The following is a 14,953-nucleotide window of genomic DNA, read 5'->3' as shown; positions in this document are numbered from 1 at the left end:
AAAATTAAGGAGGAGGTAACAAGTGGCTAAGAATTTAAAATTAAAACTAGCTCGAGTAGAGCTTGATATGACGCAGGGTGATTTGGCAGAAGCTGTGGGTGTCACTAGGCAGACTATCGGTTTGATAGAAGCTGGAAAGTACAATCCTTCGCTTTCACTTTGCCAATCCATTTGCAGATGCCTAGGGAAAACTCTAGATCAATTATTTTGGGAGGAAGAAGATGAAAAATAGATTATTTTATTATCAATTACTGGATGAAAGAGAAGAACAACTGATGAATAAAGCAGGGGCTGAAAGTTTCTATATCTCTATAGCTTTCTTGCTTTTATCTTATATGATTGCAGTATTAGCGCCAAGTCTTTTTAATCCGAGTATGATGCTCATCATTATCATTATTGTGACTTTTTACTTTTTCAACCGTGCTCGAAGTCTAGGTGTGACCTATTATAGTCGTTTTCATTTTACGATTTTGGGTTGTTTTTTCCTGACCTTGGCTATTACGGCTCTTTTAATGTTACAGAATTATCAATTCAACATAGAAATTTACCAGCACAATCCTCTGAACGTTAAATACTTGTCTGCTTGGGTATTTACCTATATCTTTTATCTTCCTTGGGTCTTTATTGGAAACTTAGGTTTGAAAAGTTATGGTGAATGGGCTCAGAAAAAGTTTGAGCAGGATATGGATGAGCTCGAGAGCATAGAATAGCTTGTTAGCTTTTTATCAATATCGATAAAATGTGTTATAATAGTACTAATTTATGAGAAAAGAAGAAACATTTTCATCTTTTACAAATAAGGAAGAAGGACAGTATATGTACCCAGATGATAGTTTAACATTGCACACGGATTTGTATCAAATTAACATGATGCAGGTTTACTTTGACCAAGGCATTCATAACAAGAAAGCAGTTTTTGAAGTTTATTTCCGCCAACAACCTTTCAAAAACGGTTATGCTGTATTTGCAGGTTTGGAACGAATTGTGAACTACTTAGAAAAACTGCGCTTTTCTGAGAGCGATATTGCTTATTTGGAATCACTTGGTTATCATGGCGCCTTCTTGGAATATCTCCGTAATCTCAAGATGGAATTGACTGTACGTTCTGCTCAAGAAGGGGACTTGGTATTTGCTAATGAACCGATTGTTCAAGTGGAGGGACCTTTGGCTCAGTGTCAATTGGTGGAAACAGCCCTCTTGAACATCGTCAACTTTCAAACCTTGATTGCGACTAAGGCGGCTCGTATTCGTTCAGTCATTGATGATGAACCTTTGATGGAATTCGGTACACGTCGTGCGCAAGAAATGGATGCGGCTATCTGGGGGACTCGTGCCGCTGTTATTGGTGGTGCCAATGGAACTAGTAATGTGCGTGCTGGTAAACTTTTTGGTATTCCGGTTTTAGGGACTCATGCCCATGCTTTAGTTCAAGTTTATGGAAATGACTATCAGGCTTTCAAGGCTTATGCCTCAACGCACAAAAACTGTGTCTTTCTAGTAGATACTTATGATACTCTTCGCATCGGTGTTCCAGCAGCGATTCAGGTTGCGCGTGAACTTGGTGATAAGATTAATTTCCTTGGCGTTCGCATTGACTCTGGAGACATTGCCTATATTTCTAAAAAAGTTCGTCAACAACTGGATGAAGCAGGATTTACGGATGCTAAGATTTATGCATCAAATGATCTTGATGAAAATACCATCCTTAACCTCAAGATGCAAAAAGCTAAGATTGACGTCTGGGGTGTAGGTACTAAACTCATCACTGCTTATGACCAACCAGCACTTGGAGCAGTTTACAAGGTTGTTGCCATCGAAGATGAGAATGGTCATATGCGCAATACCATTAAACTTTCAAACAATGCAGAGAAAGTTTCAACACCAGGTAAGAAACAAGTTTGGCGCATCACCAGTCGTGAAAAAGGCAAGTCAGAAGGTGATTATATTACCTATGATGGTGTCGACGTTGCTAGCATGACTGAAATCAAGATGTTCCATCCAACCTATACTTACATCAAGAAAACTGTCCGTAATTTTGATGCTGTTCCTCTCTTGGTTGACATTTTCAAGGAAGGTAAGCTGGTCTATGATTTACCAAGTCTACCTGAAATTCAAGCCTATGCTCGTAAGGAATTTGATAAGCTCTGGGACGAATACAAACGCGTTCTTAACCCACAACATTACCCTGTCGACTTGGCTCGTGATGTATGGCAAGACAAGATGGACTTGATTGATAAAATGCGTAAGGAAGCTCTAGGTGAAGGAGAAGAAGAATGAGTTTGCAAGAGACTATTATCGAAGAACTGGGGGTTAAACCAGTGATTGATGCCCAGGAAGAAATCCGTCGTTCGATTGACTTTTTAAAACGATATTTAAAGAAGCATCCCTTCTTAAAAACGTTTGTGTTAGGCATTTCTGGAGGTCAAGACTCGACCTTAGCAGGACGCTTGGCTCAACTAGCCATGGAAGAAATGCGAGCAGAAACAGGTGATGATAGCTATAAATTTATAGCAGTTCGTTTGCCTTATGGAGTACAAGCTGATGAAGCAGATGCCCAAAAAGCCCTAGCTTTTATCCAGCCAGATGTCAGCTTAGTAGTGAATATCAAGGAATCTGCTGATGCTATGACAGTAGCAGTCGAAGCAACAGGAAGTGTAGTTTCCGATTTTAACAAAGGAAATATCAAGGCTCGTAGTCGTATGATTGCCCAATATGCCCTTGCAGGTGCTCATAGCGGAGCTGTTATCGGGACAGACCATGCTGCGGAAAATATCACAGGTTTCTTTACCAAGTTTGGTGACGGTGGTGCAGATATTCTCCCACTCTATCGCCTCAATAAACGCCAAGGAAAACAACTTTTGAAGGAGCTTGGAGCTGATCCAGCCCTCTATGAAAAAGTTCCAACAGCAGATTTGGAAGAAGAAAAACCAGGTATTGCAGACGAAGTAGCTTTAGGAGTTACTTACAATGAAATTGATGATTACCTCGAAGGAAAGCAAGTCAGCCCAGAAGCCCAAGCAACCATTGAAAAATGGTGGTACAAAGGCCAACACAAACGCCACCTACCAATCACCGTGTTTGATACGTTTTGGGAGTAAAAAAAGAAGGAAAAGTGTTGCTTTTCCTTCTTTTTTAAAAATATTAATTAAAATGTTTGAGATATGAAGTGTGGAAAGGTTACTCATCTTGCATAAAATATGATATTGTAACTAATGAATTACTATCAAAATAAGAATCTTTATCAAAATATTTGCAATTTCCTATTGTAATACTATGTATTTTGTAATTCTTAATAAAATAAGGTAATTTTTCATATTTTTTTTCAAGTAACGTTACATTATGAAATCCAATATTTTCAAAAAGCTCTTTTACTTCGGAAGGTTCTTTTGAAAGTAAAATATCATAATCATCAGGTGGAAGGATATACTGATTCTTTAAAATATCAGTAAGGCGCTCAGAAATCCGTAAACTAATATTTTCAGGGATACTTGAGTCAGTGTTTTCCCTTGAGATTCTAACTTTTCCTGTTAAAATTCCATAATCATTATAATTTAAAGTAAAACACCAAGTTGAAATTCGACTATTTGAATAAACTTCAAAATTAATTAAAGCTTGGTTAATTTCTACTTTTTTAAATCGATTAATTTTATCGGTTTCTTTGTGAATTATTCTATTGAACTCTTCTTGATTTAAGAATTCTGGAAATTGAATGGATAAAGACTGTCTAAGCTCCTCATCTTGTTTCCTTTCAAGACGCTCTTGACTATTCCATGAGTGTATTTCAGCAACAAAATTTACAACTTTACCTGGGATACTAATAACATTAGAAATTCCTGTTATAGTATTATTGGCTATGTTAACAGCTCCATCTACAGTATTACTAGTTATTTTTGAAGTTTCATCAACAACTACTTTTACGGCTTTTGAAGTCTCAGTAGCAATATCATTTACAACCTTTGAGGATTCATTGACGATACCATTTACAACCTTTGAGGATTCATTAGCGATACCATTTACAACTTTAGAAGTTTCATTAGTAACGTTATCTACAAATTTAAAGAAATCATTTAACATAAAAGAATACCATTAATCAAAGTAAAGCAAATCTTTGCTGGTACTTGTAAAGAGGTCAAAGCCATCTTTGGTCACAACACCACAGTCTTCGATGCGTACTCCGACTTTACCAGGGATATAGATACCAGGCTCAACTGAGAAGCACATACCTTCTTCGATAACCATGTCGTTTCCTTCCATGATTGAAGGGAATTCGTGGACATCCATACCGATACCATGACCGAGACGGTGGTTGAAGTATTCACCATAGCCAGCTTTTTCGATAACTTCACGGGCAGCACGGTCTACTTCATGTGCAGTGACACCAGGCTTGATAAAGTCAAGGGCAGCTTGTTGGGCTTCCAGAGTCAAGTTGTAAATGTCTTTCTTGAATTGGTCAGGTTTACCAACAGCGACTGTACGAGTCATATCTGATGCATAACCATTCACCATCACACCGAGGTCAAAGAGGAGAAGGGCATTGTTTTCAACCTTGTTAGCTCCAGGGATACCATGCGGATTTGCAGCATTATCACCTGTTAAAACCATAGTATCAAAACTCATTTCGTAGCCTTCACGTTTCATAGCAAAGTCGATTTGCGCAATGATATCAGTTTCCGTATTATCAAGAGAGATATTATCAAAACCAACTTTAACAGACTTGTCGGCGTAAACACCTGCAACCATCATCTTTTGCACTTCGTCTGCTGATTTGATCAAGCGCATGCGCTGGATTAGTGGAGTCAAGTTTTCAAATTCAGCAGCTTCAAAGACAGATCTTAAACCGTGGTATTTAGTCAAGATGAGATTATCAAACTCAACTGCTACACGTTTGAAATCAAGCTGTGGCAAGGCATTTTGGATTTTTTTCCAAGGATTTTCAGAGTCCACATAACCAACTACTGGGAATGAAACAGTGCTAGTTGCACGCTCAACCTCAAGTGCTGGAACGAAGAGAAGTGGTTCTTGGTTTCCAAGGACAAAGAGGAACATTTGGCGTTCGTGTGGATCACTGTAAAAACCAGTGAGGTAGTTGATAGTGACGGGGTCAGATACGACAGCGCCGTCTAACTTTTCAGATTCGAGATATGTTACAATTTGTTGTAATTTAGACATATGTTACCTTCTTTCTACCCCTCTATTTTTGCAAAAAATAGTAGAAAATGCAAGAGAGAAGGGGAAAAGACTACAAAAAAATTCCAACAGCTAATAGCATGTTGGAATCTAAATATTAATTGAAGTCTGCCTTGCTTTTCACATCGCTGTATTCTTCAGCGACTTCTTGGCTCAGAATATCCTCATAAGCTGGAAGGACGATGTCCTGACCATACTTTTTCTTAAGAGCAGTAGTGACCAAGCGATAGGCTAAGTTTGCATTACGGGATAAAATAGGTCCGTGGAAATAAGAACCAAAGACATTTTTATAGTGAACGCCTTCACCGATTTTCTCTTCATTATTTCCATTTCCGTATACGACCTGCCCGAGTGGTTTTTGGTCATCTGAGAGGAAGGTACGGCCTTGGTGGTTTTCAAAACCATAATAGGTTTCATCGAATTCTTCGTTATGAATTTTAATGTCACCGATAAAGCGGTTGTTAGTTTGATTGAGAGTGTAGTGTCCCATGACACCTAGACCTTCGATACGTCTTCCAGAAGCTTCGATATAGTATTGACCCAATAGTTGGAAACCTCCACAGATAGCAAGGACGACACCATTATTTTGGATGAAGTTGTCAATGCTTTCTTTTTTAGCAGGCAAATCACCAGCAATGATGCTTTGTTCAAAGTCTTGACCACCGCCGAAAAAGGCGATGTCGTAGTGATTTTCATCGAAATCATCGTGGAGAGAAACGATGTCAACTGTTACGTGGGCCCCAAGTTTTTCAGCTACGTACTTGAGCATGAGGATATTCCCATTATCTCCGTATGTGTTCATGAGATTGCCATAGAGGTGGGCGATATTTAGCTGGTAAGGATAGTTACCGTCTTTTGAGGAAAGTGAAGTATAAACCATTAGTTCATCTCCTTTCTAACAAGTTGACGATTGGCTAGTAGTTCTCGGAATTCCAGCATAGCAGTGTAGGTCGCAAGGATGTAAGCATGTTTACAATCTTGGGCTTCAATCGTTTTAAGAACTTGTTCCAGACTACTTGTTTCAGTGATTTTATCAGCTGGGTAGCCAGTCACTCGAAGACGACGAGCGATTTCAGAATGACGAACGCCACCGGCGTTGATTTCTGGGATATCCATGTCAGTTATCTGTTCAAAATCTGCATCCCAGATCCAGCTGGTATCAATACCGTCCGCATAGTTAGCATTGAGGAGGACAGATAGACTAAATGGGTAAGGAGCTAGTTTAATCATTTCAATAGCCTGTGTTGCACCGACAGGATTTTTGATGAGAACCAGTGTGCATTCCTTGTCACCGATATGGAAGGTTTCTTGACGTCCAAAAACTGCACGACTCTTGTCAAAACCTTGTTTGATCAGTTGCGAATCTGCACCGAGGAAACGGGCAATGGCAACCGCAGCCAGAGCATTGTAGATATTGTAGAGTCCGCCGATTTGAATACCGTATTCCTGACCATCGATAACGAAGCGAGAACGATTGTTAGTCAACTCAACCAATTCTGTTAGACGGTAGTCTAAGTCAGGACGTTTACATCCACAGTTTTCACAGATATAAGCTCCCAAGTTGGCATAAGTGTTGAGCTCATATTTCAAAATACTTTGACAGTCTGGACAGAGAATACCTTCAGTATTGTAGTGAGCAAGCTTTGCTGGACCTTTTTCCGTATCAAAGCCAAAATACTGAACAGGATTTGGAATTGTAGGTTTGTAGAAAAGAGGACTGTCACCATTCAGCAGAACAGTAGCAGTAGGAACTTTCCGAATAGCATCCAAAATCATGTTGTAAGTCGTATAGATCTCACCGTAGCGGTCCATTTGGTCACGGAAGATATTGGTGATAACGAAAAGGCTAGGATGGATGTAGTCACAGATACGTGAGAGACTAGCTTCGTCGATTTCAAGGACTGCAATATTTTTTCCAGTTTTTGAAGATTTTGCAGTCAAGAAGGTAGTTGTAATCCCTGTGATCATGTTGGCACCACTTGGATTGGTCAAAACTTGACCATAAATTTCCTTTAGGATACCAACAGTGAGAGCGGTCGTCAAGGTTTTTCCATTGGTACCAGTTACTACAACAATCTCATAGTTCTTTGCTAAATGTTGTAAAATATCTTTATCAAGTTGAAGGGCAAGTTTTCCAGGGAGAGTACTTCCACGTCCAAGATGACTCAAAATAAAATGAGAAGAACGCCCAGCAAGAAGGCCCAAAGTAGTTTTTAATTTCATGTTTCTATTATATCATAAATGCTGAAAAAGACAGATTTGAGATTTTAGAAAAAGAAAAACAGCCCAAGGAGGGCTGTTTGATGCGATGAAATTTCAACTTAAATCGCAAATAAGTCATTCAAGTTCTCAGCCAAGGTTGGGTGAGTGAAGATTTGTTTTGTGAAGTAAGTGTATGGGATTTTGTTGTCCATAGCAACAGTAATGATGTTGATGATTTCTTGTGAACCTTCTGAGAAGATAGTAGCACCGAGAATTTCTTTTGTTTCAGTATTGACAACAGCTTTGAAGGCACCACGAAGGTCACCATTTACATGTCCACGAGGCATAGCTGCAACAGGAATTTCCTTAACAGCATATGGAAGTTTCAAATCAGCTGCTTGACTTTCAGTCAAACCAACTTGTGAAAGTGCAGGTGTGATGAAAAGAGTATTTGGTACATTGAGACGATCTTCGAGTGTGTAGCTGCCATCACCAGCGAGGTAGCTATAAACAACACGGAAGTCATCGAGTGAAATGTAGGTAAACTGAAGGCCACCGTTGACATCTCCAACAGCAAAGACACCAGGAACGTTTGTTTGACAATGTTTGTCTACTTTAATAGCGCCGCGTTCAGTTAGTTCAATATCTGTGTTTTCGAGATGAAGAGGTTCAACATTTGGTTTACGTCCAGTTGCGTAGAGAAGGGCATCGAAACGATAAGTTTCGTTTTCAGTTACGACAAGGACTTGGTCGCCATCATTTTTGATTTCAGTAGTACGGATGTTTTGAAGCAATTCAATGCCATCTTCTTCCAAGTATTGTTTGGCAAGAGCTGCGATGGAAGGTTCTACACGAGGTAGGAATGTATCCAAGGCATCTAGGACTGTAACCTTGCTTCCAAGTTTGTTGTAGAGACCGGCAAATTCAAGGCCGATGTTTCCGCCACCAAGGACACCAAGTTTTTCAGGCAATTTGTCCAAGTTTTGGATACCTGTTGAGTCAAAGACATTCTTGCTTGTAGCAAGGCCTGGGATTGGCAATACGTTTGAAACAGCACCAGTGTTGATGACGATAGTTTCAGCAGTCAGTTCTTGTTTTTCGTCACCAGCTTGGATTTCGATGACTTTATTAGAAACAAAGTGAGCTTCAGCATCAAAGATATCTACGCCTGTACCTGCGACAGTAGCATAGTTTTTACCATTGAGGCGTGTAGTAACAGTATTCTTTGTTGCCATAACCTCATCAAATGACAAGTCTTTTTCAGCAGCAACTAACAAGGTTTTAGTTGGGATACAACCGATATTGATACAAGTACCGCCGTACATCGCCTTACTACGTTCGATAAGGGCAACCTTTTTACCAGCTGAAGCTAGTTTTCCAGCAAGTGTCTTACCTGCCTTACCAAATCCTATTACAATTAAATCGTATGTTAACATTTTTATTCCTCCTGTTCGAACTTCATTCTAGCATAAGAAAAAAACTTTTGCAAAAATCTGCTACGGAAAATCATTTCAGGAACCGAATGCTCTAACAAATACTTTTTGAGTGAAGCAAATCGATAGAAAAATCGTTTACATGACTTAATCAGGAGGTTAGACTATCTTTTGACCCTCTCTTATGTTATACTAGATAAGTTGCAAAAAAGCAGTACTTTTCTTTAGTGGAAAAGAAGCAACACGGTCTTTCATAAAAGATATGAAAGTACGTCATGACAAGAAAAGTATAAACTAAGCGCTATAGGATGGCTTCGCACCATCTTTAGAAAGAAGAATAACGTGAAATTTAATGAATTTAACCTTTCTGCTGATTTATTAGCAGAAATTGAAAAAGCAGGATTTGTAGAAGCAAGTCCTATCCAAGAGCAAACCATTCCTCTGGCTCTTGAAGGAAAAGATGTTATCGGACAAGCTCAAACAGGTACAGGAAAAACTGCTGCCTTTGGTTTGCCAACCCTTGAAAAGATTCGTACAGAAGAAGCAACCATTCAAGCTTTGGTCATTGCACCAACCCGAGAACTAGCTGTGCAAAGTCAGGAAGAACTCTTCCGCTTTGGTCGAAGCAAGGGTGTAAAAGTCCGTTCTGTTTATGGTGGTTCAAGTATCGAAAAACAAATCAAGGCTCTTAAATCAGGTGCTCATATCGTAGTTGGAACACCAGGTCGTCTCCTAGATTTGATCAAACGCAAGGCCTTGAAATTGCAAGATATTGAAACTCTTATTCTTGATGAAGCGGACGAAATGCTTAACATGGGCTTCCTTGAGGATATTGAAGCCATCATCTCTCGTGTCCCAGAAAATCGTCAAACCTTGCTCTTTTCAGCAACTATGCCTGAAGCTATCAAGCGTATCGGGGTTCAGTTTATGAAAGAACCTGAGCATGTGAAGATTGCTGCCAAGGAGTTGACAACTGAACTAGTTGATCAGTACTATATCCGTGTCAAGGAACAAGAAAAATTTGACACCATGACTCGTCTTATGGACGTTGAACAGCCTGAGTTGTCTATTGTCTTCGGTCGTACAAAACGTCGTGTAGATGAGTTGACTCGTGGTCTGAAAATCCGTGGCTTCCGTGCAGAAGGGATTCATGGAGATTTGGACCAAAACAAACGTCTTCGTGTCCTTCGCGATTTTAAAAATGGCAATCTGGATGTCCTCGTAGCAACGGACGTTGCGGCTCGTGGTTTGGATATCTCAGGTGTGACTCATGTCTATAACTACGACATTCCACAAGATCCAGAGAGCTATGTTCACCGTATCGGTCGTACAGGTCGTGCCGGGAAGTCAGGTCAATCGATTACTTTTGTAGCACCAAATGAGATGGGCTACCTCCAAATCATCGAAAACTTGACCAAGAAACGCATGAAGGGCTTGAAACCTGCGACAGCAGAAGAAGCCTTCCAAGCTAAAAAGCATGTTGCGTTGAAGAAAATTGAACGTGACTTTGCCGATGAGACTGTTCGTGGAAACTTTGACAAATTCGCAAAAGATGCCCGTAAACTTGCAGCTGAATTCAGCCCAGAAGAATTGGCAATGTACATCCTAAGTTTGACAGTTCAGGATCCAGATAGTCTTCCAGAAGTTGAAATTGCGCGCGAGAAACCATTGCCATTTAAACCATCAGGTAATGGCTTCGGTGGTAAAGGCAAGGGAGGACGTCGTGGTGAGGATCGTCGAGATCGTGATCGTCGTCGAGACAATCGTCGTGGTGAACGTCGAGATGATTTCAAAAAAGGCAGTCGCAAGAACGACCGCTTTGAGAAGGAAAAACGTTACCGTAAGGATAATAAAAAACCACGTAATACTTCAAGTGAGAAGAAAACTGGTTTTGTAATCCGTAACAAGGGTGATAAATAATAAAAAAAGCGGTTCACTGAGGTGGATCGCTTTTATATATAAGGAGACCGAGAGTTAATAAAAGTTTATACTCTTCGAAAATCAAATTCAAACCTCGTCAACGTCGCCTTGCCGTACTTAAGTACAGCCTGCGGCTAGTTTCCTAGTTTGCTCTTTGATTTTCATTGAGTATTAATACGAGAAAATAGATTTATATATTTGTTATCTTGTAATATTATATTATCAAAAATTTAGGGACCTGTCAATAAAAAAATTTAAAAAACTAGTAAAAATTTTCGAACAGTCATGAATTGCAATTCAATAAACAATTTTCAGATAATTATTGAAATAATGGTCATTTTATGATATAATGGAAGCGATTAAATACGAGGTGAAAAATGGCACATTTATTAGAAAAAACGAGAAAAATTACGTCTATCCTGAAGCGTGCAGAGGAGAAATTACAAGATGATCTTCCATATAATGCCATCACACGCCAATTAGCGGATATTATTGATTGCAACGCTTGTATCCTAAATAGTAAGGGACGTCTTTTAGGATATTTTATGCGCTACAAGACTAATAATGATCGTGTAGAGCAATTTTTCCAATCAAAAATTTTTCCTGAGGACTATATTCAAGGTGCAAATATGATTTACGATACAGAAGCAAATCTGACTGTAGATCACGAATTAAGCATCTTTCCAGTTGAGAGTCGTGCAGATTTCGCAGAAGGTTTGACAACCATTGCTCCAATCCATGTTTCTGGGATTCGTTTGGGATCTTTGATTATCTGGCGTAATGATAAGAAATTCGAAGATGAGGATTTGATTCTTGTTGAGATTGCTAGTACGGTGGTTGGTATTCAGCTTTTGAACTTCCAACGTGAAGAAGACGAGAAAAATATCCGTCGTCGTACAGCCGTAACGATGGCAGTCAACACCCTTTCTTACTCTGAGTTACGAGCAGTATCAGCTATTTTGGGTGAATTGAAAGGCAATGAAGGACAATTAACTGCTTCAGTCATTGCAGACCGTATCGGTATTACGCGTTCAGTGATTGTCAATGCTCTTCGGAAGCTCGAATCAGCAGGGATTATTGAAAGTCGTTCATTGGGTATGAAGGGAACTTATCTAAAAGTTTTAATCCCAGATATTTTTGAAGAAGTGAAAAAGAGGGACTATTAATGGCTAAGGCTTTAATTTCGATTGACTATACAGAAGATTTTGTAGCGGATCATGGAAAATTGACAGCAGGAGCTCCTGCTCAAGCAATATCAGAAGCAATCAATCAGGTAACTAGATTAGCATTTGACCGTGGAGATTATATTTTCTTTACCATTGATGCTCATGAGGAAAATGATGTCTTTCATCCAGAAAGTAAACTATTTCCCCCTCATAATCTGATTGGGACTAGCGGGCGTAATCTATATGGTAAGTTAGCTGAATTTTATCAGGAACAGGCCCAGGATAGTCGTGTTTTCTGGATGGACAAACGTCACTATTCAGCTTTTTCTGGCACAGATTTGGATATCCGTCTGAGAGAGCGTCGCGTGGATACAGTCATCTTAACAGGTGTTCTTACAGATATCTGTGTATTGCATACGGCTATCGATGCCTATAATCTTGGGTATCAGATAGAAGTTGTCAAGCCAGCAGTCGCATCCATTTGGCCTGAAAACCATCAGTTTGCACTTGGACATTTTAAGAATACATTAGGAGCGAAACTCCTTGATGAAAATCTAGTTGAAATCAAAGAATAATGTATTCAAAAAAACTGAAAAAAATCTGAAAAAAGTGTTGACAAAGTTTGTGAAAGTTGATATACTAGTAAAGTAATCGACGCGGGGATGGCGGAATTGGCAGACGCGCAGGACTAAGGATCCTGTGACCGCTTTAGGTCGTGAGGGTTCAAGTCCCTCTCTCCGCATAGGAAAAGAGTTAGCTTCGGCTAGCTCTTTATTTTTTGAAATAGGTATAGTGAAAAACATACAAGATAGTTTTTTGTATGTTTTTTGTTTTCTTTTAAAAAGTGCTACAATATAGATAGAAAAGAAGGAAAAGAAATCAGTATTAAAAAAATATAGAGAGTAGTGTAGAAAAATTTAAATCTATCTTAGTTTATAACGGTTATTATCGGGAAAGCTTTCATAGTTAATGACTTGTATTTCCTGATTTAAAATAGGTATTTCAAAAATGTAAAGGAGGATTACGATGGTTAATGGACTTCAACGAATCATAAGTGCCTTTATTCAAATTCTCTTTATTATTTTACTACCTTCTATCTGGTGGTTTCTGACTGTGAGGGGGAAAGTCCCATTTATAGAATGGATTGGTTTAAAATCTATTAAAAGGGTTAAAGATTCTGATCTGATCTCATGGATAATTGGTGGTTTTCTCTTGTTTACCATTTTTTATATGTTTGTCTTTCCTCTAACACGTAGTATAGAAACAGCTACTTCGGCTTTTTCTGGTATGGGCTATAAGGCTTTACCAAGTATTCTAATTTACAGTATTTTGCAAACATCTTTGCCAGAGGAACTGCTATTTAGAGGATTTCTACTGAAACGAATGGCAAATCACATGCCGTTTGTCTTTGCAAATACGATACAGGCTATCGCTTTTGGATTGCTTCATGGAGTATTATTTGCTTCAGTAGTAAGTTTGGAAGTCACTTTTTTCATTATATTTTTTACTGGAGCAATAGCAGCTTATCTTGGTTTTGTTAATGAAAAGAAAGCTGGAGGGTCCATTTTAACAAGTTGGATCATACATGCACTAGCTAACATCCTGTCTGGTTTAGTTGCTGCATTTTCTCTGTTTTAATCTGGGGGATTTATAAATATAAAGTCAGTAGAAATACTGGCTTATTTTATTTCAAAAATTTTTCTTATTTCATAAACATTTCATATTTGGATATTATAATAGTCTTACAAATATGGAGGTGCTATATGAATCCCACTCAAAGAGCTTGGGCTTACGTCAGCAGAAAACGACTGAGAAGTCTCATTTTATTCTTGATTCTATTTGTCTTATTGGCTGGAATATCGGCTTGTCTGACGCTCATGAAGTCCAACAAAACAGTAGAAAATAATCTCTATCGCTCATTGAATACATCTTTTTCTATTAAAAGAATAGAAGCAGATCAGACCTTTCAACTGTCTCAACTAGATGACCTTAAAAACATAAAGGGGCTTGAGAAGATTTCACCTGAGCTAGAAACAATAGCCAAGTTAACTGACAAAGAAGTCGTTACTGGAGAACAAAGTATCCAAAGGGATGATTTGACAGAGACTGAAAAAAATCTTATCAGTTTGATTGCATTAGAAGACTCTTCCAAGGATGTTTCTTTTACAAGTTCCGCCTTTACCCTTAAAGAAGGAAGACATCTACAAAAAGGAGATAACCAGAAAATAATAGTCCACGAGGAATTGGCTAAGAAGAATAACCTAAAACTTGGGGATAAGATTAGCTTAAATCCTGCTCAAGTCAAAGAAAATAGTGGACAAAGGCTAGACTATGAAATCGTAGGTATTTTCTCAGGTAAGAAGCAAGAGAAATTCACTGGTCTTTCGTCAGATTTTAGTGAAAATACGGTCTATACAGACTTCGAAAGTAGCCAAACTCTTCTTGGAAATAAGGAAGCTAAAGTTACTGCCGCTCGTTTCTATCTAGAAAATCCAAAAGATATGGATAGTATCATTCAAGAGGTTGAAAAGTTATCTCTTGAAACGAAAGGTTACCAAGTCGAAAAGGAAAATAAGGCTTTTGAACAAATCAAGGATTCAGTTTCGACCTTCCAAACCTTCCTACAGATTTTCCTCTATGGCATGATGATTGCTGGTGTAGGAGCGCTGATCTTGGTCTTGTCACTTTGGTTACGAGAGCGAGTCTACGAGGTTGGTATTTTATTGGCACTAGGTAAGGGAAAAGGAGCAATCTTTAGCCAATTCTGCCTAGAAGTCATCTTGGTTTCATTGGCAGCTATTCTGCCTGCATTTGTGGCTGGGAATGCCATTACTTCCTATCTCTTGAAGACTGTACTAGCAAGCGGCGACCAAGCTGCACTACAAGATACTCTGGCAAAAGCAACGAATCTTTCAACAAGTCTTCTATCATTTGGAGAATCTTATATCTTCCTACTTATAATCAGCTGCTTGTCAGTTGCACTTTGCTTTATCTTTTTATTTAGAAAATCACCGAAAGAAATTTTATCATCTATTAGTTAATGAA

Annotated in this window: 14 protein-coding genes and 1 tRNA gene; 10 read left to right on the top strand and 5 right to left on the bottom strand. The window is 38.8% G+C overall.

Annotated elements, in window-relative coordinates:
* Positions 1–22 precede the first annotated feature (22 nt).
* The 4 genes from ACESOD_RS02725 (at position 23) to nadE (ending at position 3,098) form a co-directional block, all read left to right on the top strand.
* Complete coding sequence (locus tag ACESOD_RS02725; protein ID WP_001107501.1) at positions 23–232, top strand: helix-turn-helix transcriptional regulator; 210 nt, start codon at positions 23–25, stop codon at positions 230–232.
* Positions 222–710 carry a DUF6773 family protein gene (locus tag ACESOD_RS02720; RefSeq protein ID WP_373093848.1) on the top strand — a complete coding sequence of 163 codons (489 nt, stop codon included), beginning with the start codon at positions 222–224 and terminating at the stop codon, positions 708–710. Before ACESOD_RS02725 ends, ACESOD_RS02720 begins: the two co-directional genes overlap by 11 nt.
* Before the next feature lie 106 nt (positions 711–816).
* Positions 817–2,277, top strand: coding sequence for a nicotinate phosphoribosyltransferase (locus ACESOD_RS02715; protein WP_373094068.1), 1,461 nt, complete (start codon positions 817–819; stop codon positions 2,275–2,277).
* Positions 2,274–3,098: an ammonia-dependent NAD(+) synthetase gene (nadE, locus tag ACESOD_RS02710; protein WP_373093847.1), complete on the top strand. Its 825-nt coding sequence runs from the start codon at positions 2,274–2,276 to the stop codon at positions 3,096–3,098. The genes ACESOD_RS02715 and nadE overlap by 4 nt, the downstream gene beginning before the upstream one ends.
* 79 nt (positions 3,099–3,177) lie before the next feature.
* Here nadE and ACESOD_RS02705 read toward each other — a convergent pair whose 3' ends face one another.
* From ACESOD_RS02705 to ACESOD_RS02685, 5 genes are all read right to left on the bottom strand, one after another.
* The gene (locus tag ACESOD_RS02705; RefSeq protein ID WP_373093846.1) at positions 3,178–4,074 is read right to left on the bottom strand and encodes a hypothetical protein; all 897 of its coding nucleotides are present in this window, start codon (positions 4,072–4,074) and stop codon (positions 3,178–3,180) included.
* Positions 4,075–4,086: 12 nt separating this feature from the next.
* The gene (locus ACESOD_RS02700) at positions 4,087–5,169 is read right to left on the bottom strand and encodes a M24 family metallopeptidase (RefSeq protein WP_373093845.1); all 1,083 of its coding nucleotides are present in this window, start codon (positions 5,167–5,169) and stop codon (positions 4,087–4,089) included.
* Positions 5,170–5,284: 115 nt separating this feature from the next.
* Entirely contained in the window at positions 5,285–6,067 is a 783-nt protein-coding gene (gene gatD / locus ACESOD_RS02695) for a lipid II isoglutaminyl synthase subunit GatD (protein WP_373093844.1), read from the bottom strand.
* The gene (gene murT, locus ACESOD_RS02690) at positions 6,067–7,410 is read right to left on the bottom strand and encodes a lipid II isoglutaminyl synthase subunit MurT (RefSeq protein ID WP_373093843.1); all 1,344 of its coding nucleotides are present in this window, start codon (positions 7,408–7,410) and stop codon (positions 6,067–6,069) included. The genes gatD and murT overlap by 1 nt, the downstream gene beginning before the upstream one ends.
* 98 nt (positions 7,411–7,508) lie before the next feature.
* Positions 7,509–8,825, bottom strand: a complete 1,317-nt coding sequence (locus tag ACESOD_RS02685; RefSeq protein WP_373093841.1) for an FAD-containing oxidoreductase — start codon at positions 8,823–8,825, stop codon at positions 7,509–7,511.
* 339 nt (positions 8,826–9,164) lie between these two features.
* Here ACESOD_RS02685 and ACESOD_RS02680 point away from each other — a divergent pair, with 339 nt between their 5' ends.
* The 6 genes from ACESOD_RS02680 to ACESOD_RS02655 all read left to right on the top strand — a co-directional run bounded on the left by ACESOD_RS02680 (position 9,165) and on the right by ACESOD_RS02655 (position 14,949).
* Positions 9,165–10,742, top strand: a complete 1,578-nt coding sequence (locus ACESOD_RS02680; RefSeq protein ID WP_373093839.1) for a DEAD/DEAH box helicase — start codon at positions 9,165–9,167, stop codon at positions 10,740–10,742.
* Between the two features lie 377 nt (positions 10,743–11,119).
* Positions 11,120–11,908 carry a GTP-sensing pleiotropic transcriptional regulator CodY gene (gene codY / locus ACESOD_RS02675; protein ID WP_000940719.1) on the top strand — a complete coding sequence of 263 codons (789 nt, stop codon included), beginning with the start codon at positions 11,120–11,122 and terminating at the stop codon, positions 11,906–11,908.
* Positions 11,908–12,483 (top strand): cysteine hydrolase family protein, encoded by a 576-nt coding sequence (locus tag ACESOD_RS02670; RefSeq protein WP_070459159.1) that lies wholly within the window; start codon positions 11,908–11,910, stop codon positions 12,481–12,483. Before codY ends, ACESOD_RS02670 begins: the two co-directional genes overlap by 1 nt.
* Before the next feature lie 81 nt (positions 12,484–12,564).
* Positions 12,565–12,650, top strand: a tRNA-Leu gene (locus ACESOD_RS02665).
* Positions 12,651–12,934: 284 nt separating this feature from the next.
* Positions 12,935–13,546, top strand: a complete 612-nt coding sequence (locus ACESOD_RS02660) for a CPBP family intramembrane glutamic endopeptidase (RefSeq protein ID WP_373093837.1) — start codon at positions 12,935–12,937, stop codon at positions 13,544–13,546.
* A 125-nt stretch (positions 13,547–13,671) separates the two neighbouring features.
* Positions 13,672–14,949: an ABC transporter permease gene (locus ACESOD_RS02655; protein WP_373093835.1), complete on the top strand. Its 1,278-nt coding sequence runs from the start codon at positions 13,672–13,674 to the stop codon at positions 14,947–14,949.
* The last annotated feature ends 4 nt before the right edge of the window (positions 14,950–14,953 follow it).

Origin of the sequence: Streptococcus oralis, from assembly GCF_964238205.1 — a bacterium.
Classification (GTDB): Bacteria; Bacillota; Bacilli; order Lactobacillales; family Streptococcaceae; genus Streptococcus; species Streptococcus oralis_CZ.
This window is presented reverse-complemented; position numbering and strand designations above follow the sequence as displayed.